Origin of the sequence: Acinetobacter sp. YH12068_T (assembly GCF_024606005.1) — a bacterium.
Taxonomy (GTDB): domain Bacteria; phylum Pseudomonadota; class Gammaproteobacteria; order Pseudomonadales; family Moraxellaceae; genus Acinetobacter; species Acinetobacter amyesii.
The window spans coordinates 418,038-441,648 of sequence record NZ_CP094555.1; the positions used below are offsets into that span (position 1 = coordinate 418,038).

General features: G+C 42.6%; 25 protein-coding genes. 14 read left to right on the forward strand and 11 right to left on the reverse strand.

Annotated features, from left to right (window positions below):
* Window positions 1-27 precede the first annotated feature (27 nt).
* Window positions 28-1,041, reverse strand: coding sequence for a CorA family divalent cation transporter (locus tag MST18_RS02005; protein WP_078189297.1), 1,014 nt, complete (start codon window positions 1,039-1,041; stop codon window positions 28-30).
* Between the two features lie 155 nt (window positions 1,042-1,196).
* Between MST18_RS02005 and MST18_RS02010 the strand changes: the two genes are divergently transcribed.
* Complete coding sequence (locus MST18_RS02010; protein ID WP_180126855.1) at window positions 1,197-1,805, forward strand: TIGR00730 family Rossman fold protein; 609 nt, start codon at window positions 1,197-1,199, stop codon at window positions 1,803-1,805.
* Window positions 1,802-2,209, forward strand: a complete 408-nt coding sequence (locus MST18_RS02015; protein ID WP_180106901.1) for an NUDIX domain-containing protein — start codon at window positions 1,802-1,804, stop codon at window positions 2,207-2,209. Before MST18_RS02010 ends, MST18_RS02015 begins: the two co-directional genes overlap by 4 nt.
* Window positions 2,210-2,252: 43 nt before the next feature.
* Here MST18_RS02015 and MST18_RS02020 read toward each other — a convergent pair whose 3' ends face one another.
* The gene (locus MST18_RS02020; RefSeq protein ID WP_180133466.1) at window positions 2,253-2,885 is read right to left on the reverse strand and encodes a ComF family protein; all 633 of its coding nucleotides are present in this window, start codon (window positions 2,883-2,885) and stop codon (window positions 2,253-2,255) included.
* A gap of 139 nt (window positions 2,886-3,024) precedes the next feature.
* Window positions 3,025-5,070: an ATP-dependent DNA helicase RecG gene (recG, locus tag MST18_RS02025; protein WP_180133467.1), complete on the reverse strand. Its 2,046-nt coding sequence runs from the start codon at window positions 5,068-5,070 to the stop codon at window positions 3,025-3,027.
* Between the two features lie 59 nt (window positions 5,071-5,129).
* On the opposite strand from recG, the gene MST18_RS02030 reads away from it, so the two are divergent.
* The 3 genes from MST18_RS02030 (at window position 5,130) to MST18_RS16610 (ending at window position 6,657) form a co-directional block, all read left to right on the forward strand.
* Window positions 5,130-5,909, forward strand: coding sequence for an NAD-dependent epimerase/dehydratase family protein (locus MST18_RS02030; protein ID WP_180133468.1), 780 nt, complete (start codon window positions 5,130-5,132; stop codon window positions 5,907-5,909).
* Window positions 5,910-6,060: 151 nt separating this feature from the next.
* On the forward strand, window positions 6,061-6,300 hold the full coding sequence (locus MST18_RS16605; RefSeq protein WP_373686671.1) for a hypothetical protein: 240 nt from the start codon (window positions 6,061-6,063) through the stop codon (window positions 6,298-6,300).
* Window positions 6,301-6,402: 102 nt separating this feature from the next.
* Complete coding sequence (locus tag MST18_RS16610; RefSeq protein ID WP_373686672.1) at window positions 6,403-6,657, forward strand: hypothetical protein; 255 nt, start codon at window positions 6,403-6,405, stop codon at window positions 6,655-6,657.
* Between the two features lie 86 nt (window positions 6,658-6,743).
* Here the strand turns inward: MST18_RS16610 and plsB are convergent, their stop codons facing one another.
* Complete coding sequence (plsB, locus tag MST18_RS02040; RefSeq protein WP_180092998.1) at window positions 6,744-9,317, reverse strand: glycerol-3-phosphate 1-O-acyltransferase PlsB; 2,574 nt, start codon at window positions 9,315-9,317, stop codon at window positions 6,744-6,746.
* 287 nt (window positions 9,318-9,604) lie between these two features.
* Here plsB and MST18_RS02045 point away from each other — a divergent pair, with 287 nt between their 5' ends.
* Together MST18_RS02045 and MST18_RS02050 are read left to right on the forward strand one after the other, a co-directional pair.
* A complete protein-coding gene (locus tag MST18_RS02045; protein WP_180035657.1) occupies window positions 9,605-10,477 on the forward strand; it encodes an acyl-CoA thioesterase II in 873 nt (290 codons plus the stop codon).
* Window positions 10,478-10,727: 250 nt separating this feature from the next.
* Window positions 10,728-11,987: a dicarboxylate/amino acid:cation symporter gene (locus MST18_RS02050; protein ID WP_171525930.1), complete on the forward strand. Its 1,260-nt coding sequence runs from the start codon at window positions 10,728-10,730 to the stop codon at window positions 11,985-11,987.
* On the opposite strand, the gene MST18_RS02055 is transcribed toward MST18_RS02050, so the two are convergent.
* The 7 genes from MST18_RS02055 to MST18_RS02085 form a co-directional block, all read right to left on the reverse strand.
* The gene (locus tag MST18_RS02055; RefSeq protein ID WP_180133469.1) at window positions 11,984-12,409 is read right to left on the reverse strand and encodes a VOC family protein; all 426 of its coding nucleotides are present in this window, start codon (window positions 12,407-12,409) and stop codon (window positions 11,984-11,986) included. The two genes, MST18_RS02050 and MST18_RS02055, sit on opposite strands and share 4 nt — an antisense overlap.
* A gap of 221 nt (window positions 12,410-12,630) precedes the next feature.
* A complete protein-coding gene (locus MST18_RS02060) occupies window positions 12,631-13,575 on the reverse strand; it encodes a metal-dependent hydrolase (protein ID WP_180021608.1) in 945 nt (314 codons plus the stop codon).
* Between the two features lie 157 nt (window positions 13,576-13,732).
* Window positions 13,733-14,593: a ribosome biogenesis GTP-binding protein YihA/YsxC gene (yihA, locus tag MST18_RS02065; RefSeq protein WP_180092992.1), complete on the reverse strand. Its 861-nt coding sequence runs from the start codon at window positions 14,591-14,593 to the stop codon at window positions 13,733-13,735.
* Between the two features lie 85 nt (window positions 14,594-14,678).
* Window positions 14,679-15,122, reverse strand: a complete 444-nt coding sequence (locus tag MST18_RS02070) for an Rrf2 family transcriptional regulator (RefSeq protein WP_180092990.1) — start codon at window positions 15,120-15,122, stop codon at window positions 14,679-14,681.
* Window positions 15,123-15,208: 86 nt separating this feature from the next.
* Entirely contained in the window at window positions 15,209-16,417 is a 1,209-nt protein-coding gene (hmpA, locus tag MST18_RS02075; RefSeq protein ID WP_078192460.1) for an NO-inducible flavohemoprotein, read from the reverse strand.
* A 150-nt stretch (window positions 16,418-16,567) separates the two neighbouring features.
* Window positions 16,568-18,151, reverse strand: a complete 1,584-nt coding sequence (locus MST18_RS02080) for a helicase HerA-like domain-containing protein (RefSeq protein WP_180133470.1) — start codon at window positions 18,149-18,151, stop codon at window positions 16,568-16,570.
* 14 nt (window positions 18,152-18,165) lie between these two features.
* Window positions 18,166-19,368 (reverse strand): PLP-dependent transferase, encoded by a 1,203-nt coding sequence (locus tag MST18_RS02085; RefSeq protein WP_180133471.1) that lies wholly within the window; start codon window positions 19,366-19,368, stop codon window positions 18,166-18,168.
* 156 nt (window positions 19,369-19,524) lie between these two features.
* Here MST18_RS02085 and MST18_RS02090 point away from each other — a divergent pair, with 156 nt between their 5' ends.
* The 7 genes from MST18_RS02090 to rpsS all read left to right on the forward strand — a co-directional run bounded on the left by MST18_RS02090 (window position 19,525) and on the right by rpsS (window position 23,602).
* Window positions 19,525-20,262: a type 1 glutamine amidotransferase gene (locus MST18_RS02090; protein WP_180133472.1), complete on the forward strand. Its 738-nt coding sequence runs from the start codon at window positions 19,525-19,527 to the stop codon at window positions 20,260-20,262.
* 268 nt (window positions 20,263-20,530) lie between these two features.
* Window positions 20,531-20,842, forward strand: a complete 312-nt coding sequence (gene rpsJ / locus MST18_RS02095) for a 30S ribosomal protein S10 (protein ID WP_000070912.1) — start codon at window positions 20,531-20,533, stop codon at window positions 20,840-20,842.
* A gap of 59 nt (window positions 20,843-20,901) precedes the next feature.
* The gene (rplC, locus tag MST18_RS02100) at window positions 20,902-21,540 is read left to right on the forward strand and encodes a 50S ribosomal protein L3 (protein WP_078189280.1); all 639 of its coding nucleotides are present in this window, start codon (window positions 20,902-20,904) and stop codon (window positions 21,538-21,540) included.
* Between the two features lie 11 nt (window positions 21,541-21,551).
* Window positions 21,552-22,154 (forward strand): 50S ribosomal protein L4, encoded by a 603-nt coding sequence (gene rplD / locus MST18_RS02105; protein ID WP_078189279.1) that lies wholly within the window; start codon window positions 21,552-21,554, stop codon window positions 22,152-22,154.
* Window positions 22,151-22,471: a 50S ribosomal protein L23 gene (gene rplW / locus MST18_RS02110; RefSeq protein WP_005012992.1), complete on the forward strand. Its 321-nt coding sequence runs from the start codon at window positions 22,151-22,153 to the stop codon at window positions 22,469-22,471. The genes rplD and rplW overlap by 4 nt, the downstream gene beginning before the upstream one ends.
* Window positions 22,472-22,482: 11 nt before the next feature.
* Window positions 22,483-23,307 carry a 50S ribosomal protein L2 gene (gene rplB, locus MST18_RS02115; protein WP_078189278.1) on the forward strand — a complete coding sequence of 275 codons (825 nt, stop codon included), beginning with the start codon at window positions 22,483-22,485 and terminating at the stop codon, window positions 23,305-23,307.
* A 19-nt stretch (window positions 23,308-23,326) separates the two neighbouring features.
* On the forward strand, window positions 23,327-23,602 hold the full coding sequence (gene rpsS, locus MST18_RS02120; RefSeq protein ID WP_004281508.1) for a 30S ribosomal protein S19: 276 nt from the start codon (window positions 23,327-23,329) through the stop codon (window positions 23,600-23,602).
* Window positions 23,603-23,611 lie beyond the last annotated feature (9 nt).

Consider the following 23,611-nt stretch of genomic DNA (forward strand, 5'->3'; position numbering starts at 1 on the left):
CTCGCAAGTCTAAGCAATAGGAACGGATTAAATCCATTTCTTCCAGCGGAAGTACATCAATGGGCCAATAAAGAATGCCACGATGATTAAGCTGACCACGATAAAACTGGTTGTACCATGCGCGAATGGCAGTACATCGGTGTTCATCCCATAGACGCTAGCTACTAACATCGGTGGCGCAAGCATACTTGGTAAAATCGAGAATCGACGAATCGTATCATTCTGTTCGGTATTAATGAACCCAGAAGTGGTATCCAGTAAGAATCGAACCTTTTGGAACAAGAAGGCATCATGCTCAACAAGAGAGCGTACGTCTTCGCTGAGTTCTCGGATGTCGGCATCATAAATATGACTGCCCAAGGCGCGAGGACGTGACAGGAAGGTGAGAACACGACGTAAATCGATCAGACACAGCTGTGCTTTCCCGAGCATATCTTCTAAATGTGCAAGTCGGGTAATCATGTCATCTAAGTCTAAAATCATCTCACGATGACGGTTATTCAGCACTTCTGTGGAATATTTTTCTAAGTCCTTGTGGATATCTTCCAAGATATCCGCAAGCTCATCGAGTTTGGCTTCTAAAAGACCCAATAAAATCCAAGTTGGATCTTTATAGTCAATTTCATAGTCATTACGACGCGCACGGGCACGAAAGGCACGGAAAGCCACCAGCTTTTCACCCCGTAAAGTGAATAAGCGCTCTTTATGCAAAATAAAGGCAACTGTCTGCACGGTAGCTAAGGTGCTGGCATTTTCTTCGGGTTCGCCATCGACCTGAAAATTTTTATTTTTCGTTAAAAAATAGGTGCTGATGTGCAAAATACCATCGTCATCACGGTAGAATCGTGCACTCGACGAAATATCTTCTAATGATTTTAATGTAGGTAAATTCTGATCATAGGCATCCATAATCCATTGCTGCTCTTCCTGAGACGGGGCAATGAGATCGAGCCAGACTAAATCCTGATGTAAATCGAAGTCACCATTGATGGTGACATCTTCCAGGCTACCGCGCTCTGTGGCGTAAAAGGCTTCAAGCATGTTGTCTTTTCCCCTTACGCAGTAAGTTAAAAATGAATGGGTGTATTTTAGACAAGGATTTGCTGAAAAACACTGTTCTAATGCTTAATTTATGAAAAAATCTGTTTAAAGTTGATTTTTCCAGCATAGCGTTCCTGATCTGATGGTGATTATAAATGAAATCTATCGCAATTTTCTGTGGTTCCGCCCTTGGTAACAATCCTGCCTATTTACAGGTGGCTGAAAATGTCGGTCGTCATTTGGCGGCACAAGGCATCACACTGGTCTATGGTGGTGGTCGTTCAGGTTTGATGGGAGTTGTGGCAGATAGTGCTTTGCGTGCAGGCGGGCAAGTCATTGGGGTGATTCCAAAAGTCCTGGTCGATAAAGAATTGGCACATCCAGATTTAACCGAATTGCATGTGGTAGAAAATATGCAACAACGGAAAACTAAAATGTCTGAACTCTCGGATGGTTTTGTGGCGATTCCAGGTGGAGCAGGGACTTTAGAGGAAATTTTTGAGCAGTGGACGTGGGCTCAATTGGGCATTCATTTAAAGCCATGTGCCTTTCTCAATGTAGATGGTTTTTATGACGATTTATTGAATTTTCTAAAAACAACTGCAGAAAAAGGCTTTACCCATCCGCGTTTTATCGAAGGCTTAATTGCAGAAGATAATATTGAAACGATTGTTGAGCAGTTTCAACATTTCACTGCGCCAGAGCCGAAATGGGGCATGGTTGAACGTACAGCCTTTATCGCCGATTTGGAACAAGATAGATGAAAATTATCACTGTTGCTGCAGCCATTATTTTAAATGAACAGCATGAACTTTTAGTGGTTCGTAAAAAACACACGGCATTCTTTATGCAAGTAGGTGGAAAATTAGAACCCAATGAAGCTCCTGAAATCACCATGCTACGTGAAATTCAGGAAGAAATTGGCTGCGCTGCGCAGATTGAACAATTCATTGGCCGTTTTGAAACGGCCGCTGCGAACGAAGCAGATCATCTACTGGTGAGTTATGTCTATCTGGTCCAGTTGCAAGGTGAACCGAAAATTGATGCGGAAATTGCAGCGATGCAATGGGTCAGCTTGGATGATACACAAACAAAACTCGCCCCTTTAACACGTGAGGTGGTGATTCCTTGGGTGAAGCAGCAGACTCGATCTCTTGCTGAAAGCTAAACCGCTTCGCTTGTTCATTTTCTTTAGAGGTTGATGTTTGAAACTAAGGCTGTGCCGCAGCAATGCATGCGGCATATACCTGCGTGCAATGTAGCTGATGTAACAGCTTACTTAATGCATGGATTGAACTCCCCGTGGTCACCACATCATCAATGATGAGGACTTTACGGAAACGGCGTTTTTCAGTTGGGTCGATAATAAATTGCTGTTCGATATTTTCTAGGCGTTCTAGCCGACTTAAACCTTTTTGAGCGTGCTGTGCTTGACGAATCACGGGTTGCCAAACAGGGATGCGCAATTGCTTTGCCATCATGTGTGCAACGAGCAGCATTTGGTTGTATCCACGGTCCTTGAGGCGTTCAACTGAAATAGGCATGGGAACAATGGCCTGAACTCGAGCTAAGCGCATGCTTAAAAGGCTCTGTGCCAGTAAATTTTGATAGTGCAATTGTTGCTCATACTTATAGCTTTGGATGATGCGATCTATTGGAAAATCATAGTGAAAGGCACAAGAGATGCTGTGTTCATGGCGATTAACCATTTGTTTAAACCAAGGCAGTTGTGCCCAGCAGTCGGTACAAAGCGAATGATGTTGTTGTCGATCGATACCACAGAGCAAGCAAGGGGAAACGCTCTGCATCCCTTTTTGGATGTAGCGTTGGATAGATTGGAGCATGTTTTTATTCTAATCATTCTTTTTTGTGTATTTTGCACAGTTTGTGGTGAAGTGCAATCACGACACCACAGAAACCTGTTCGACAAGCTTATTCGTTAAAGCCAATCTGTATTTTAGGATGATCGAACCATCATCCTAATTATACATAGGCATAACGGGGTGCTTCAGGCAGCCATCGTTTTAAAAGCGCTTGAGCCTGTGCAGGATAATCATTTAGGACTTGTTGAGCCACATAGTGTGCCTGATTGAGTAAATGATCATCTCGCTCCAATTTGGCTACACGAAAGCCCATATCGCCTGTTTGTTTAGTGCCGAGGAGCTCGCCGGGACCACGAATTTCCAAATCTTTTTCAGCAATGATAAAGCCATCATTGGTCTCGCGCATAATGCGTAGACGCTCTTGCCCATTTTGCGATAAAGGATTTTTATACAGCAAGGCACAGAAACTGGCTTTTGCACCACGTCCTACACGACCACGTAGCTGATGTAATTGTGAAAGCCCTAAACGCTCTGCATTTTCAATCACCATGATCGAGGCATTTGGGACGTCAACACCAACTTCAATCACTGTGGTTGCTATCAGTAATTGCAATTCATTATTTTTAAATTGCTGCATCACTGCTTGTTTTTCATCGGCCTTCATTTTGCCGTGAACAAGACCAATATTGAGGTCTGGAAAGCGTTCTTTAATTTCATTAAAAGTCGCTTCAGCGGCCTGAGCATCTAAAGTTTCTGATTGTTCAACTAAGGTACAGACCCAATAGGCTTGTTTACCTTCAGCACAATTGCTGGCAATCCGCTGTAGTACTTCTTCACGACGGTCAAGTGGAATAGTGACTGTTTGAATCGGTGTACGACCGGGTGGCAGTTCATCAATGACGGAGGTATCTAAATCGCCATAAGCCGACATGGCCAAGGTACGAGGAATAGGGGTTGCTGTCATCACCAGTTGATGCGGTGTCATGCCATTGAGACCTTTGTTTCGTAGCGCCAAACGCTGATCGACACCAAAACGGTGTTGTTCATCAATAATCACTAAACCCAATTTGGCAAATTGAACATTGTCCTGAAATAAAGCATGCGTGCCGACCACTAAATTGGCTGAACCATCTTGAATACTTTGTTCTGCCGCAGCTCGAGCCTTACCTTTTTGTTTACCGGAAAGCCAAGACACAGTTAGACCCATCGGCTCAAACCATTTTTTGAAATTTAGATAATGCTGTTCGGCCAAAATTTCTGTCGGCGCCATCATGGCCACTTGCCAACCTTCCTCAAGAGCATGACAGGCTGCAACGCCTGCAACCAAAGTTTTACCTGCACCTACATCGCCTTGTACGAGTCGAAGCATAGGTTTGTTCTTTTTCAGATCGACCGCAATTTCTTTGGACACACGTTTTTGTGCGCCGGTCATTTCAAATGGCAGCGTACTTAAAAGTTGTTTGGTGAAGTTCTTACTTGCAGAGAAAGACGGTGCTTCGATTTGTTGAATATAAGCACGGCGGCTGAGCAAACTGACCTGATGGGCAACCAATTCTTCGAAAATTAAACGTTGCTGTGCAGGATGAGAACCTTGGCTCAGTTGCAACATATTGGCATCGACAGGGGGATGATGAATATAGTCCAAAGCCTGTTTTAGTGCATAGCCATTGGTGAATTTTTCTGGCAGTAATTCAGGTAAGTCATCACTATATAACTGTAGTGCTTGTTTGACGTATTCACGTAGTTTGGGCTGTGTTAAGCCTTCGGTTGCAGGGTAAATCGCAGTGAGTTGGGTTTGTGGTAAAGGCGTGTGTTCAGTAATCACCTGTAGTTCAGGATGATACATTTCTAAGCCACGAGCACCAACACGGACTTCACCAAAAATCCGTAAACGATTCCCCAGTTTTACCCGATCAGTAATGCCTTTGTAGATATGGTAAAAACGTAAAGTAACTTTGCCACAGTCGTCATCCAGTAGGGCGGCCATCGATTTACGCTTTCCGGGTGGAAAGTCGATACTTTTGACTGTACCTTCCAGTAAATAACTTCGACCCACGGTCAATTGGTTCATGGGGATGATCGTGCTACGATCTTCATAGTCGCGTGGCAGATGAAACAAAAGATCATCTGTCGTGAAAATATTTAGTTTTTCAAGTAAAGCAGCGGCGGCATTGCCAACCCCTTGCAATTGATGGACGGAAGCCATGTCCCCTCAACTTCGGTTTATATGATCTAAATGGATCAGTTCTGAGAATAGGTCGTTTGATGCATATTCTATTTATCGGTTATGGTAAAACATCGCAACGTGTTGCTAAACAATTATTTCAGCAAGGTCACCAAATTACCACAGTGAGTCGTAGTGAGAAAGAGGATGATTTTGCAGAACATTTAATCCAAGATATTCACCAACTGGATTTGTCGCAGGTTGAACCGATTGATGCTGTCTATGTTCTTTTGGCTCCTGCACGCCATGCTCAATTCAATGCTGTGGATGCTTACCGACATACTTATGTCGATTCTGTACAGCCAATTGTTCAAGCATTAGCACATCATCCAATACAACGTTTAATCGTGGTGTCGTCCACTCGTGTCTATGGTGAGCATGCGGGGGAGCGCATTGATGATGACACTGTGCCACAACCGATCGATGAGCAGGGGATGCTGTTACTCGAAATGGAGCATCGCTACTCACAAACATTTCCTACTGAATGCGTGATCGTACGTCCATCTGGGATTTATGGCACATCGACAGCGCGAATGCATAAACTAGCAGAAGCGACTCATCGCTATCCCAATATTCATTGGTCCAATCGAATACATATCGATGATTTGGCAAATTTTCTGTGTCATCTACTCCACGTGGAACATCCTGAAAAATCATATATTTGTACTAATAACCAACCTCAACCTTTGCATGAGCGAATCTTGGATTTGCAAAGAGCTATGCATTTACCCGAATTGGTTTTAGAGAGTGAAGTAGAAACAGGTAAAAAAATTTATGCAATGCGGATGATGGAGAGTGGTTTTAAGTTAGCGCACGATTGATTGTGATGTGTATTGTAAAATTGGGGGGATGTATAAAATTCAGTGTAGCTTGGTGAGTATTAAAAGAAATTCTATAAATGAATAAAATAGGTCTTTTACAACATGTATTGTTCAAATTTTCGAATGGATCTCAAAGGATAAAATTTAAATAATGACAAAATCATTTGCTGAACTTACTCAGAATTTACCCCATAGACCGATTTTGGAAAAAGCTTTGAGTTATTTTGAGAATTTACCAAAGATCGCGATTGATTGTGGTTGTGGTGCAGGAAATGAATCATCATTTCTACTCCGTCATCATTTTAAAGTATATGCATTTGATCCATCTGTTGACGTTAAAAATATCTGTCTAAGTAAATTTAAAGACAATAAGAATTTTTTTATTTTCTAATCAGGCCTTTGAAGACTATAGCTTTCCTGAAGCTAGTTTAATTATTGCTTTATTCAGTTTATTTTTTGTTCAACGGATTCGCTTGGAAGTGTTTTAAAGAAAATGCAGGAATCCTTAAGTGAGCAAGGCATCTTACTCATACAACTGTTAGGAAAAGATGATGATTGGGTAAATAATTTTTCTGAAAAATTTATAGGTTTTGAACAGGAAGAACTTAAACAATTGTTTGATGCGGACTTTGATATTATTTATATCAATGAATTTAAAGGCAATAAACCGCTAGCCAATGGAACTCCAAAATTTTGGAATGTACATACCTTAATTTTAAAAAAGAAAATATTAAATACTTTTGTATAGTCCAAAAAAAAGAGACAAGCTTTTTACAACTTGTCCCTGATTTTGCTCATCTTCTTCCGCTTTTATGGCGAAAAAATCAGAACGGTTTATTTTTTCTTACGTTTCAAACGTTTTTTAGCTTGTTCCGCAGCAACTTTATCCAGTGCTTCTTTTAACTCTTCATCACTAAAGGTTGTAATGTGCTGCAACATTTGCAGGGTCACATCATCCAAAACGAGGTTGGCATACTGCGCAACATTTTGGAAATTTTCATCAAACACAATGGCGTTGTTTTCATTGGTGCTGATATAACCTTGTTGGGTTAAGACTTTAATAAAGCTTTGGAATAAGGCCTTATCAAAGAACTCAGGCGAGTTAAATTCATACAACACAGATAGACGTTGACCAACCAAGTGACTGAGTTCTTCAACCTGACGCGTCGAGATATTGCCTGAACCACGTTGTGTGATTAAAGCCAAAGTCATGTAGTAACGCTCTAGACTTTGCATCACGGGTGCAGCCAAGACCACTAACTGATTGTGCTGCTCTGAGTTAGGCGCAGGGGAGATTAGGTTGCCTTCTGCATCTTCAGAAATCAGTTTAGCTTTGATCAGTACTTCTGCATACGCACAGATCTGATCTTTAAGCTCTTCATTATTCCATTTGAGGAATAACTCAGCTTTTAAGAATGGATACAGTGTACGAATGACATTAATCAAATCACCACGGCGAATAGAACCATTATGTTCAACCAAAGCGGCAATGAGTGATGGCAAAATAAATGCGTGCAGGATGTTGTTACGGAAGTAGGTTAACAGCACCGCTTGATTATCAGCAATGGCAATAATATCGCCAAGGACATGATTAACACGTTTGATCAGCTTGAGTTTTAAACCATAAGCAATGATTTCTTTACCTGACAGCGGTGTTACTTGCATGCGCTCATCGTAAGGTAAGGCATTTAAAAGATCGCGATAGGTATCTAACTGCTTAATGCAAATCTCTTCATCTAAAGTGTGTTTAGATGTTGCCAATAAAATCAGTGAAAGCAATGAAACTGGGTTCACCACTGCTGCACGGTTAATATTTTCTAAAATCACGTGTGCAGAACTGTTAATGGCATCCGAAACTTCTGGCGGAATTGGGTCGTCATTTTTCTCGATTTTGATGTTGCTTGCATTATGCTGTTTCAACATATCATCAAGGAAAACCGGCTCACCAAAGTTCAAATGAACTTTACCGAAAATACGTTCGATCTTACGCAGTGTTTTCATAATCCCGATGATTGATTCGCCTTCTTTTGGCTTACCATTCATTTCACCAACGTAGGTCGCACCTTCCATTAAACGCTCATAACCAATATAGGTCGGTAAGAACACGATCGGTTTGGCTGGATTACGTAAATGACCATGGACAGTCATGGCGAGCATGCCGGTCTTCGGTGGTAATAAACGACCAGTACGTGAACGCCCACCTTCGATGAAGTATTCCAGCGGCGTATTACGCGCCAAAATACTGTAGAGGTATTCTTTAAATACGGTGGTGTAGAGACCATTGCCACGGAATGAACGACGAATAAAGAACGCGCCGCCGCCACGTAAAATTTGCCCGACAAATGGCATGTTCAAGTTATCACCCGCAGCAATGTACGGCACCATCAAGCCACGTTTATAGATCACATATGACAATAATAAATAGTCGATATGACTACGATGGCATGGGGTGTAAATGATCTCGTAGTCTTTGGCCAGCTCACGAACGGTACTGAAGTTATGCACTTCGACGCCATCATAAAGCTGTGTCCACAGACGAGTCAGTGCTAAGTCAGCAAAACGTACTGTTGATGCAGAATAGTCAGAAACGATTTCATTTAAATAACCAATCGCACGACGTTCAGCTTCAACCATACTGATTTTACTGCGAATGCTTTCACGACGAATCGCATCTTGCACATCCGTAGATTTGATCAGGCCGTGCATCACATTACGACGGTCAGATAAATCCGGCCCCAAAACCACTTCACGCTGTGCATCTAAATAATCATTCAGTGTGCTGACAATATAAGTCGCAGGTGACAGGTTCGGATGTGTAGTTTTGGCATATTCAACCAAACGACGCAAAGACTGTGGTTCATGGAATTCAAGGTACGATTGACGACCGTGCAAACCAATATTGACCAGCTGCTTCACTTTGCTTGGTGTAGACCATGTATCGGTAAATAATAATTTAAACCAAGAATCTTCTTTATCGGGTTCACGACCCCACAGCACGGTTACAGGAACGAGCTCAACATCCGCATCAGGATTTTTTTCCAAAACCTCAATTAAACGCAATAAACGAGGTGGAAAGGCATGTGGCGGTGGATTGAGTAAGTTGTCTTCATCATGATGTTGTAAAAACACCACAGATGCTTTTTCTGTTTGCGTACCCACTGTCATTGGGTCGAGTGCAGGGTGTAGCTTTAAACGACGGGTTTCACCATCGACAATTAAAGCATTACTCCGTGAATGATTTTGCAGAACGTAGCAGGTAATTTTCGTTGTCTGTACGCCGGTATCTGTATCGGTTTCAGTCACTACAGGTTCTACAGGGACTTCACCTAAAACATGCGGTGTTACCACAAGGTCAAGCAGTTTACTCGAAAGCTTTCGATACATCTGACCAAAGCCGCTCTTGGACATACAAACTCCTACTTTTCATGACCAAACCACAGAGATTCTGAGGGGAATCTATTCTGCGTAATTGTACTTAAAAACTGTATGTCATTTTCTGACAAATTGCATAGATATTGTAAGATTTTATCGTTAAAAAACGTATTTTTAGCAGTTATATTGCATCAGCAAGGTGACAGATCAGTCAGCGAATCTTTAGGGTTTTAGTCTGGATTTATGGCAAAATGGAAAATATATTTAAACATCTGTTGATGTTGCCTGCATTAGCTTAATCCCGAATGATAGATAGGTTTGTTATGAATGCCTTAACACAAGAGTTGGTTGATTTACTCAGCCTTGAAAAATTAGAAGAAAATATTTTTCGTGGGCAAAGCCGAAATTTGGTCGGGAAACGTGTCTTTGGTGGACAGGTTTTAGGTCAGGCGCTACGTGCGGCATCTTATACGACAGATCGACCTGCTCATTCTTTACATGCCTATTTCTTATTTGGCGGTGATATCAGTGCACCAATCATTTATGAAGTAGATCGTATTCGCGATGGACGCAGTTTTGTGAGTCGTCAGGTTCGTGCGATTCAACATGGTAAAACCATTTTTATGTGTATGGTGTCATTTGCAGAGCAAGAAGACGGGTTGAACTACCAAGTTGCAGAGCCAGAATATCCAGCCGTCGAAGATTTAAAATCTGAAGCAGAGCTGAAACGAATGATGGTGGAGTTTGTCCCTGAAAACGTCCGTGCGTCTTTTATGCGCGACCGTCACGTAGAAATTCGCCCGATTGATCCACAAAACCCGTACCAACCGCAGCCTGCTGCGCCATCGTATGCACACTATATTCGTACCCATGATACGATTGCTGCCGATGTTGATGACATCTCTTTACATCAGGCTATTGCGGCATTCTATTCAGACTTTACGCTGATGACGACTGCACTACGTCCACATGGTTTAAGTTATTTATCACCAAGTTTGCAGTGTGCGAGTATTGACCATGCCATGTATTTCCATAAGCCATTCCGTGTGGATGAGTGGATGCTTTATGACATGGATGCCACCGTCAGTGCTAGTTCACGTGGTCTAAATTTCGGTCGCATGTGGCAAAACGGTGAGTTGGTCTGTAGTACGACACAAGAAGGCTTGATCCGTTTACGCGAAATTGAAACCCAATAAGTTTTGAGCACTATGTGTTAAGTCGTAAAAGCTGAATACTGAAAAAACCGAATCAGAAGATTCGGTTTTTTATTACCTTTATTTATCTGTATGAGCCTACTCGTAGATTTGATCTATCTCGTTAGTGTCTTTTGGCATAGGTTAAATTAAGCTGAATTCGGGCTTTGCAGAAATGCAGCAGTACATGTGACAAAAAATTCCTCGATTCCCAGTGGGGCGCATGGCATAGTGCCTGAATAAAGGATGATAAATGCAAGGCACAATGAGCTTAAATACGCAGATTTTAATTGCCGCAATATTGGGTGTGGCATTTGGCTTTTTATTAATTCAGTTTCCAGAGACGCAGTTTTTATCCGCCAGCCTGTATGGCTTGGGGATTGCCAGTAGTATTTTTATTGGTTTGCTGAAAATGATCTTGGTTCCGTTGATCTTTAGTTCGATTGTGGTAGGGGTATCGAATTTACAAGCGGGTGGTCAGCTGAGTCGAACGTGGAAAATTACCTTAGCGTGCTGCGTCACCACCACAACTTTAGCACTGATCTTGGGTCTAGCATGCGCGCATATTTTTAAAGTCGGGCAGGGCGTGGACATCGTCATGTTCCAAGATGCAATGCAACAGCATCAGAGCCCTGACACCCTCACAGCAGGTTCATTCTTTACCAATTTTATTCAAAATACACTGATTAATCCGTTTAAAGCCTTTAGTGATGGCAACGTACTCGCAGTTGTGGTGTTTTCACTATTTCTAGGTGTGGCCTTGGTCAAAGGCGGTGAAAAATTTCGAAGTGTGAGAAAGCTCAGTCAGCAATTTTTTGACATCATGATGATGATCATCGGCTGGGTGATGAAGCTTGCACCGATTGGCATTTTTGCATTATTGGCTAAATTGATTGCTACAGAAGATATTTCGGTGTTGAGTCGCCTCGCGGAGTTTGCTGCCGTAGTCACAGGGACGACGATTTTCCATGGGGCAGTGGTGTTACCTCTGCTGCTATGGATTTTTGGGAAAATGAGCCCACTGACATTTTTTAGAGGAACACGAGCTGCCTTAATCACTGCTTTTGCAACCAGTTCAAGTTCAGCAACGATGCCACTCTCGATGAAATGTGCGCAGGAAAATTTAGGTGTCCGTCCTCAAACAGCAGGTTTTGTGATTCCATTGGGTACGCAATTGAATATGGATGGTACGGCGCTGTATGAAGCTGCTGCGGCATTATTTATTGCCAACTTGATGGGCTTAGATTTAACCTTGGGGCAGCAGTTAATTGTCTGTGCAACCGCCATGATTGCTTCACTCGGTGCGCCGGGTATTCCAAGTGCTGGAATGGTGACGATGATTATGGTTTTACAATCGGTCGGGCTCCCTGCGGAAGCCATTGCGATTTTACTGCCGATTGACCGCTTATTAGATACGGTACGGACTGTGGTGAACGTACAGGGCGATATGATGATTAGTGTGGTGGTGGATCGTCATACGCGAGATGTAGATGAACCAGCGTTGTCGAATTAAGCAGATAAAGAGCTAAAATGTGGGGTGTAGACGATCTCCCATAGATGCCCGTCTAAGTCTTGAAAATAGCCTGCATAACCACCGTAAAACGTGGGCTGTGCGGGGTTAATTGTTTTTGCACCTGCGCGTTGGGCTTGGTGCATGATTTGATCGACGGCTGCGGGACTGTTGACGTTATGACCAAGAGACATTTGAGTTGGACAAAATACTGATGTATTGATGTCTGTGTCATGACTAAGGCTATCTTGCGGCCAGAGTGCGAGCTTTAAACCGTGTTGTAAAACAAAAAATGCCACAGCGCCATGTTCAAATTCAGTCCCAATAATCCCTGCGCTATTTAGACCTAAACCCTCCTGATAAAACGCAAATGCAGCATGTAAATCATTCACGGCCAGTGTAATGACGGAGATGTGAGCGTGCATGGAGATGCTCCTGAACGATGTATTTTTATTTTAGGATGAGGCTGAATATAAATGCATTTTAAAGAGAATAGGGAGTTCGGAAGAACTGTACTTTAAACCTCGAACTTATGACGACCCTATTCATCTTAAGTTTGTTGATTGCTCAATAAAAAATAGAGCGAAATGGATGTGAGCACTAAAAAGCAGGGCGAACCCTGCTTAATACAGATTTTAAATGGTGTTTATGCAACTTTCAGTGCGGCACGTTTTGCAGCAGGAGAGTTGTCGAGGTATGCAATCGCATCTTCAGTTTTTGCTTCATGTACAGGATCGTACCAAGGCATTAAATACCCCAATTGCTGTGACACTAACCAAAGTGGATGTGGCAATAAGCGATTGTCTTTTTGCGCGATACGCGCCCATTCACGCCAAATCCACGGTTTATATACGGCAGGTTTAATCGATGCATAGCGCGAGTCTTGCTGCATGATATGTGCTGCACCATCGACCCATAGACCAAGTACGGCTGCAATCACGATCACACTTTGATAATAGCGAGAAATATAGCCCCCACCGAGATGACGATACAAATCAAAAGCCACGGTACGATGTTCTATTTCCTCTGCACCATGCCATTTTACTAGATCGAGCATATTCGGATCAGCGCCTAGTCGTTCCCACTCTTTGTTGTATAAAGCATATTTGCCTAGTACACAGGTCATGTGTTCAACAGTTGCAATCACCCCTAAACGAAAGAGATCCCATTGATGATCCAAGGCTTTGGGTACGTTGAGCCCTAGAGGTTGGTCCGCAAGCAGTTTGCCAAAGAGAAAGTCCATGATCTCAAGGTTGCGTTGAATACTGATATTGCGCTGAGATAAGTATTCTTTATTAGCAGAGTTATGTGCTTGAGCATGCATGGCTTCTTGGCGGATGAATGCTTTAACGTCCTCTGCTAATTTTTCATCTCTAATTTGCGGCAATACTTTGTTATACAAACGGCAAAACCAAAACTCACCTGCAGGTAAGATCATATTAATTTCATTAATAAAATAGCTAACAAAAGGTTGGTTGGGCACCCAGTCAACTTGAGTATCTTGCCACTCAAATTTCACTTTACGTGGTTTAATTTTATATTCGATTGATGATCCAAGTTTTGTGTTTTTCAAGCGGGAGAGTAATTTCATGACCTATCCTTGTTTTTATGTGATCGAGTGCACATCTGATGTATTCAGTATCCAAAAAAAATCCTGCATTGTGATTAGCAATACAGGACATTTCATTATCTTCAGAAGATACTTTTTGTCAGACAATCATTCTTGCGCTGACTTTAAAATTACTCGATTAGTGGTCTGAATTTTTACTTTCAGTTTGGGGTAAGTCTTCAGATGTAGTGTGGAAGTCATCGAATGCTTCCGCGTCTGCATCGATTTCAATATCATCTTCCGATGCTTCAGGTATGCTGTCGAGATCAAACTCTGTGGATTGCTCTAGAGTGAAGTTGAGACGACCCGCCATGACACTCGCTAACTCTTCTAAACCTTGTTTATTCAATGATGAGAACAGTTGAATAGAGAAGTTTAGCTTCATTTTTTTCAATGCTGCTTTCACTTCTTGTAGTGCTTTAGAGGCTGGGCCACGGTTTAATTTATCTGATTTGGTCAGGAGTACATGTACGAACAATTTACGTGAATGTGCCCATTCCAACATCATGACGTCAAAGTGTTGTAGTGGATGACGGATATCCATCAACAGCACAAGACCTTGTAAACTTTCACGGTGTATCAGATAGTTTTCTAACTCTTTTTGCCACACGATTTTCATCGCTTCAGGTACAGCGGCATAGCCATAACCAGGCAAGTCGACCAAACGCTGATCAGGATTTCCTAGACTGAAAAAGTTGATCATTTGGGTACGACCCGGTTTTTTCGACGCACGAGCCAATTGTTTTTGATTAGTGAGCGCATTAATGGCACTCGACTTACCTGCATTAGAACGACCTGCAAAGGCAATTTCATAGCCGGTATCTTCAACGCAGAGGTTCAGTTTAGGCGCACTCATTAAGAACTCAGCTTTGCGTAGCCAGTTGAGCGAGCGCACAGCATATTCAGTAATCGCAGAGTCTACTTTTTTCTCATAAGTAATCTTTTGCTTCGGCGCATTGGCCGCTTTACTGTTTCGTGATTTTCCTCTGTGCTGATGCATAACCCAACTTCAATAACTGATTTAACGACATGCATTATAAAGGAAGTCGGGCAGGCAAGCGAATTTTGTCGCAGGCCAAGTGAAATTAGAGATTGATCATTTGAATTGGAGATTGTGTTGTAAATTTAGATGCGCTGCTTGGTTGCAAGACGTCAGCAAGTTTGTACTGATCGAGACTTTGATAAAACTGTTCTAAAGCTTGGTCTAAGATGCTTTTTAGACCACACTGACTGCGTAGTACGCAGGGTGGGTCATTGCATTCTACTATCTGGTGATGGCCTTGCAGAATTCGTACGATTTGACCGAGCTGAGCGTCAAGTGCTTCAGGGTTTAAGCGAATGCCGCCACCTTTGCCGCGGCTGGTGATTAACCAGTTTTGTTTTGCCATAAAATGCACAATTTTCACCAAGTGATTACGCGAAACATGCAGGTCTTCTGCAATTTCAGCAATGTTATAAGGCACATCACGAGGACGTGCGATATAGAGCAAAATGCGTAATGCATAATCGGTGAATTTATTGAGTTGCATGATAATACTGTGAGTCTGAGAGAAATAAATAAGGGCTAGTCTAGCATAACTAAACTAACCCTTTGTATTTCAGGTGAATAGCTTAGTTAGTGTTTTACACCACCAGTGCCGAAAGCTTCGCTGTGAATATTGCTAGCAGGAATACCACGAGCAATTAAAGCTTTCTGTTGTTCAGCCATAAATGGCATTGGACCGCAAAGGTAATAATCCGCATTGATCGGTAACAGTGCAGTATCCATGCTGCCTAAGTCTAGACGACCAGCAGCATCATAATCTTCACCTAATTTATCATTAGCATGAGGGAACTCATACGCTGTAAAGGTGCTAAGACGTGGGTATTTTGCTTCCAAATCCTGAATGTGTTTATGCATTGCATGCACTTGTTTGCTACGGCAGGCATGGATAAAGGTTACAGGTTGTGGCATGTCTAAAGTCACCAATTGATTCAGCATCGCAATCATTGGTGTTAGACCTACACCACCACTGATAAAGACATTGCGTTTTTGTGAATCAATCAGGAAGAAATTACCTGTTGGTGCAGACACTTCGATTTCTGAACCGATCTCCAAGCCATGCAGTGTATTCGATACCCAACCTGGAACCAAGTCACCTTTCTGATCTTCACGTTTTACAGAGATACGTAAGTAGTTGTCTTGCGGGCTGGTCGACAGTGTATATTGACGTGGCTGTTTTAGACCCAGCTCATCGACCAATACACGTACAGAAATGTACTGACCTGCTTCATATTTTGGTAAATCACCACCATCAGAAGGCTCAAGGTAGAATGAGGTGATTTCATCACTTTCAGCCACTTTTTTCGCGATTTTGAAATTACGCCAACCTAACCAACTGCCTTTAGTTTGCTGATGTTGCTCATAAATCGCTTTTTCAGTGCTGATAAACAAGTCTGCCAATTGTCCATATGCTGCTGCCCAAGCGGCAATCAGTGGATCTTCCATTGAAATGCTTAATACTTCACTGATCGAGTGCAGCAAATTTTCGCCGACAATATTATAGTCTGGAGCTTGAATGTTAAGACTCACATGTTTATGCGCAATTAATTCTACAACTGGTAAAAGTACAGATGGGTCCTCAATATTTTCAGCATAAGCCAATACAGCACCCGCCAAAGCTTGTGCCTGAGCACCGCTGCGCTGATGTCCCATGTTAAAGGTTTCTTTGAGGTCAGGGTTATTGCCCAACATACGATTATAGAAGTAACCAGTCAGCGCGACACCATTTTCACGTAGAACAGGAACAGTAGCTTTTACTAGGTCAATTTGCTGCGGAGTCATAGCTGATCTCTCATGGCTGTTATTTATAAGATGTATTTAAAATACATTTTTAAATACATCCGCGCAATACATGTTTTAGTAAAAACCATAAAAAAAATATGGGATATTAAAATATCCCATAAATTCAGCATAGATAATCGTAATGGCGAATTATTTTTTACCAAACAGTGAACCTAGCAAACCGCGTACGATTTTCTGACCTGTCGACCCACCCAAGCTGCGTGCAGCACTTTTTGCAAAAGTTCCTACCGTGTCTTGAATCAGTTTTTCACGTTGTTTGGCTGAACGCTCAGCTTCTTTTTGTTGTTCGCGTGCAAGTCGTTCTTGTTCACGCGCTTGCTGTTTGGCGAGTGCATCTGCTTCTTTGGCTTGTTGTTTGGCTAACGCTTCTTGTTCTTTGGCTTGTATTTTATCTTGTTCCGCTTGGACGGCTTGTTGTTGGCGCTCCGCCACTTTATTTTGTAAAAGTTCATAGGCACTTTCACGGTCTGCTTCGGTGTCATAGACGCCTGCAACAACGCTATTTGTCATGAGTGCTTTGCGTTCTTCTACAGCAATTGGGCTAAATGATGAGTAGGGTGGCATCACCCAAGCACGCTCAACAATTTGAGGTGTCCCTTGTTCATCTAGACAGCTAATTAATGCTTCACCTACAGCCAGCTCCGTAATCACTTGATCGACTTTAAACGCAGGATTGGCTCGGAAAGTATCTGCTGCCGTCTTAACAGCTTTCTGATCTTTCGGGGTAAATGCACGTAGCGCATGCTGAACGCGGTTACCCAGTTGGCCTAAAACACTTTCAGGTAAGTCAAGTGGATTTTGCGTTACAAAGTAAATGCCGACCCCTTTAGAGCGAATCAGACGAACCACTTGTTCAATCTTTTCTTGTAAAGCAGGGCTGGCATTATCAAACAATAAATGCGCTTCATCAAAGAAAAACACCAGTTTGGGTTTATCCATATCTCCAACTTCGGGCAATTGTTCAAACAGTTCTGACAGCATCCAAAGTAAGAAAGTCGCATAGAGCTTAGGGGTATTCATTAACTTGTCGGCTGCGAGCAGGTTGATGTTGCCACGACCTTGCTCATCCGTTTGAATGAAATCCATGATATTGAGCGCAGGCTCACCAAAAAACTTGTCACCACCTTGATCTGCCAATGCGAGCAAATTACGTTGAATTGCACCTAAGCTTGCAGGTGATAAATTGCCATATTCATTTTTAAATTCTGCTGCATGTTCACTGACGTAGCTGATCATGGCTTTTAAGTCTTTAAAGTCGATGAGCAATAAGCCCTGATCATCGGCAATACGAAAGACCGCAGATAACACACCTTCTTGCGTGTCATTTAAGTTGAGAATTCGGGCAAGGAGCAGTGGGCCAATTTCAGAAATGGTGGTGCGAATGGGATGTCCTTGTTCACCGAACAAATCCCAAAACACCACAGGGGAGGCAGCAAAAGGAATGCTCTCGATATTTAAACTTTTAATTCGTTCGTCAAACTTAGGATTACTTTCACCTGCTTTGGCAAGGCTAGAAACATCCCCTTTGGCATCAGCTAAAAATACAGGTACACCCAGCCGAGAAAAACTTTCTGCCAACACCTTCAACGTCACCGTCTTACCAGTACCTGTGGCCCCAGCAATCAAACCATGGCGGTTTGCAAATTGTGAATGAAGCACCACATCCTGTGTGGTGTCTTGTGTTTTTTTGCCAATAATTATTGGTGTACCCATAGATGTTCCTGTATTTATTCGAGTTGCTGTTTATTTAAATGTTGTAGTGCGTTTTCTATATCTTGTATTAAATCTGCAGGATGTTCTAGTCCTATACAAAAGCGAACAAGTAAGCCAGCTTGAATGTGTGAATGTTCGAGTATACGCATATCTTTTAAGTTATATAGCATGGCTAAACTGACTGGACCACCCCAGCTAAAACCGAGCTTAAATAGTTTCAGCGCATCGCAAAAGCGGCGTACATCCTGCAAACTATATTTTTCATTAAATATCACGCTGACCAAGCCGGCACTGTTTTGTTCTGTACAAATTTCTTTCCAATACTGATGTCCTGCGGAAGCTTCATCAGCAGGATGTAAAACCTGTACAAAGGCTGGCTGCTGTTTTAGCCAATTTAATAAAGTTAAAGCACTTTGTGACTGGTGTTCATAGCGCAGGCGCATAGAAGCCAGACTGCGTTGTATTTGCGCGGCATCATCACCAGAGATGCTAATGCCTTGAATGGCGTGCGCACGAAACAGTTTGTGATGAAGCTTTTTATCTCGTGTAATTACCGAGCCCATTAAAATATCGCCACCGCCACTTGGGTATTTGGTCAAGGCATGCACACTGATATCGACACCCAGGTGCTCAGCACTAAAATCAAAAGCATTAAAGGCAAGTCCTGCGCCCCACGTATTGTCCAGTGCAGTGAGAATGTTCTGCGCTTGAGCTTTTTTGACCAAGCCGACTAAATCTGGAAACTCTAAAGTGACAGAACCCGCCGCTTCTAACCAGATAAGCTTGGCTTGCGCTGAAGGGCTAAATGAATCGACATCAATCGGGTTATAAACCTTGACCACGATGCCATAGCGGGTTTCTAAATTGCGTAAATGTTCCATATTTGGGCCATAGATATTATCTGCGACCCAAACTTCATCCCCTTGACTTAAAAAACATGAATTGACCAAATTAATTGCAGATAAACCGCTTGGTGCCAGTAAGTGATACAAGCCACCTTCAATCTGAGCAAGCTGATCACCTAGGGTGAATGTCGTGGGGGTACCATGTGTGCCATAGCTATAGTCATAATCATCAGTCCAATGGCGATTAAAAAGCGCATCTGTATTTTCGAAAATTATAGTGGATGCACGAAACAGGGGAGGTTGAACACTATTGATGTACTGCGGTGCCTTTCTTGGTGCATGAATGAGTTCAGTTTGAGGATTCTTTTTCACGTGGCGCTCTGAAATGATCAAAATAATAATGAATGTTCAAAAGAATACGACTAAAACGCATGGATTTACGATGCTTTTGTAGAAAATTAAGTGAAAAGCAAAGTTGGCTTCATTCTTGCAAAACCGATATCAGAGCAACAACAATAGGTTTAGCGCATGAATTCGCATTTAAAAGTACATTATTTTCAGCATATTGCTGGCGAAGGGTTCGGCAGTTGTTATGAATTTTTAAAACAGCATCAGGCCAAAATTACGGCCACAGAATTCTTTGCATTACCTGTCGATCAAGCCTTAGATCTCGAGGCTTTGCCGCATGTTGAAGATGTCGATTTACTTATCATTATGGGTGGAACCATGAGCGTAAATGATGAGGCAAATTTCCCATGGTTAAAAATAGAAAAGCGTTGGCTGCGACGCTATTTAGCCCTCGGTAAACCCGCAATCGGCCTTTGTTTAGGTGGGCAATTGATTGCTAATGCTTTGGGTGGTGCGGTGAGTCGAAATGCACAACAAGAATTGGGTTGGACGACCATTCGTAAGGTCGCTAACGTACCGCATGGCTGTTTCAAACTACCGGAAGAGTTTAAAGTCATGCAGTGGCACAGTGAAACATTTGAAATTCCCAAAGGAGCGGTATTACTGGCGGAAAATGATGCATGTCGTAATCAAATGTATCAAATTGGACAAAATGTTTTGGGCTTTCAATTTCATCCTGAAATTACCCCTGAAGTACTCGATTTATTTTTGGAAAATGATGAAGAGGTGGCATTTTTTTCAGGAACACATGTACAGCCAGTACATGATCTGCGGAAAAGCGCAAAAAACAAATTTATTGAGGGAAATCAAATACTAAACCAAGCAATAGAGTATGTATTAAGAAAAAATGCCTGTTGATTAAAAGTTAAGCAATTGATCTTGCATAAAAAATGAAAAATATAAGAAAAACAGCAAAAGGGATTTGCTTATGCATTAAACAATAGCTATAATGGGCGACCCTTTGATGAAGGGGGTTAGCTACGAATAAAGTAGTTAACATCGTGACAGTCACGGCATCGATCGTGACCTTAGTGATATTTCACTGCTCTTGACACTTGCCTCTTTTAAAGTGGGGTGAGATGCGTCAAGGGTGATTCTTTATATATTTGGCTTGGAGTTAACTGGTATGTCTAACCAGAGAATTCGTATCCGTCTTAAGTCTTTTGATCATCGTTTAATTGATCAATCAGCTCAAGAAATCGTAGAAACAGCAAAACGTACTGGTGCACAAGTTTGTGGTCCAATCCCGATGCCTACACGTATCGAACGTTTTAACGTTTTAACATCACCACACGTTAACAAAGATGCGCGTGACCAATACGAGATCCGCACTTACAAACGTTTGATCGACATCGTTCAACCTACAGATAAAACTGTTGATGCATTGATGAAGTTAGATCTTGCAGCTGGTGTTGATGTTCAGATCGCTTTGGGTTAAGGCTTTCGGTTAATTAACGCTCTAAGTTAATTAGGCCGCTTTTTTAGAGGTTTATGCACATGGCTATTGGTTTAGTCGGTCGCAAGTGCGGTATGACACGTATCTTTACAGATGCTGGTGTTTCTGTACCTGTAACAGTGATTGAGGTTGATCCTAACCGCATCACACAAATCAAAACGCTTGAAACTGATGGTTATCAAGCGATTCAAATCACTACTGGTGAACGTCGCGAATCTCGCGTAACTAATGCTCAGAAAGGTCACTTTGCGAAAGCTGGTGTTGCTGCTGGTCGTCTAGTTCAAGAATTTCGCGCTACAGAAGCTGATCTTGAAGGTCGTGAAGTTGGCGGAACTATCGGTGTAGATGTGTTTACAGTGGGTCAAATTGTTGACGTTACTGGTACATCTAAAGGTAAAGGTTTCCAAGGTGGTGTTAAGCGTTGGAACTTCCGTACTCAAGACGCTACACATGGTAACTCTGTATCTCACCGTGTTATCGGTTCTACAGGTCAAAACCAGACTCCTGGTCGCGTGTTCAAAGGCAAAAAAATGCCTGGTCACTTAGGTGCTGAACGTGTAACTACACAGGGTCTTGAAATCGTTGCTATCGACGCAGAACGTTCAGTTCTAGTTGTTAAAGGTGCGGTTCCTGGTGCTACTGGTGGCGACGTTACTGTTCGTCCTACTATCAAGGCCTGAGGGGAAATAACGTGAATTTAAATACTGTTTCCGGCTCTGCTGTTGAGTTATCTGAAGTTGCGTTTGGTCGTGATTTTAACGAAGCTCTTGTACACCAAGTTGTTACAGCTTACTTAGCTGGTGGTCGTCAAGGTTCTAAAGCGCAAAAATCACGTGCTGACGTTTCTGGCGGTGGTAAAAAACCTTTCCGTCAAAAAGGTACTGGCCGCGCTCGTGCTGGTTCTATTCGTAGCCCAATCTGGGTTGGCGGTGGTAAAACTTTTGCTGCTCGTCCACAAGATTGGTCTCAAAAAGTAAACCGTAAAATGTATCGCGGTGCTATGCAATGCATCCTGGCTGAGCTTGTTCGTCAAGATCGCCTTGTTTTAGTTGAAGAGATTGCTGTTGCAGCTCCAAAAACTAAAGAATTGCTTGCAAAACTTAACGACTTGAATGCACCTCGTGCATTAATCGTTACAGATGCTGTTGATGAGAACTTGTATCTTGCTGCTCGCAACATTCCACACGTTGATGTGGTTGATGCTGCTGCAATCGATCCTGTTAGCTTGATCGCGTTCGATAAAGTTGTTATGTCTGTTGCTGCTGCTAAGAAAATTGAGGTAGAACTCGGATGAACAACGAACGTATCTATCAAGTCCTACAAGGACCTGTATTCTCAGAAAAAGCACAAGTTTTAGGTGAAACTGCTGGTGTTCAAGTGTTCAAAGTTGCACTAGATGCAAACAAACTTGAAATCAAAAAAGCCGTTGAGCAACTATTTGGTGTTCAAGTTGTTAAAGTTAACACAACGATCACTAAAGGTAAGACTAAACGCTTTGGTAAAACATTAGGACGTCGTTCTGATGTTAAAAAAGCATACGTCACCCTGAAAGCTGGCCAAGATGTTGAAATGGCTGACTTGGGCGATACCGCTGAAAACGCAGCGGAATAAGGACGAAAATTATGCCGATTCAAAAATGTAAGCCAACGTCTCCAGGACGTCGCTTTGTAGAGAAAGTGGTACATAACCACCTTCACAAAGGCGCGCCATATGCTCCGTTGGTTGAAGCTAAAAAACGTACTGGCGGTCGTAATAACAACGGTCACATTACAACTCGTCACGTTGGTGGTGGTCATAAACAGCACTACCGTATCGTAGACTTCAAACGTAACAAAGACAGCATCCCAGCTGTAGTTGAGCGTATTGAATACGATCCAAACCGTACAGCTCATATTGCTTTATTGAAATATGCTGACGGTGAACGTCGCTATATTATTGCACCTAAAGGCCTTCGCGCTGGTGATCAAGTTCAGTCTGGTAACGATGCTCCAATCCGTCCAGGTAACTGCTTGCCACTTCGCAACATGCCTATCGGTTCTACTCTTCACAACATCGAGCTTAAAATCGGTAAAGGCGCACAATTAGTACGTTCTGCTGGTACATCTGCTCAATTGTTGGGTCGTGACGGTTCTTACGCTATCATTCGTCTTCGTTCAGGCGAAATGCGTAAAGTACACGTTGAATGCCGTGCTGTGTTAGGTGAAGTTTCTAACTCAGAAAGCAACCTTCGTTCACTTGGTAAAGCAGGTGCATCACGCTGGCGTGGCGTTCGTCCTACCGTACGTGGTATGGCGATGAACCCAGTAGACCATCCACATGGTGGTGGTGAAGGACGTAACAAAGGTATTCAACCTGTAAGTCCATGGGGTCAAAAAGCTAAAGGGTACAAAACACGTACCAACAAGCGTACGACTAAGATGATCATTCGCGACCGTCGCGTTAAGTAACAAGTAAAGGAATCTGACAATGCCTCGTTCTCTGAAAAAAGGCCCATTCGTCGATGCGCACTTGTTCGCTAAGGTTGAAGCGGCTATCGCGGCTAATAACCGTAAGCCGATCAAAACTTGGTCGCGTCGTTCGATGATCTTACCGGATTTTGTTGGTCTAACAATTTCTGTACACAATGGCCGTAACCATGTTCCAGTGATTGTATCTGAGCATATGGTTGGTCATAAATTAGGTGAATTCGCGCCAACTCGTACCTATCGTGGTCACGGTGTTGACAAGAAGTCTAAACGTTAATAGGTGCTA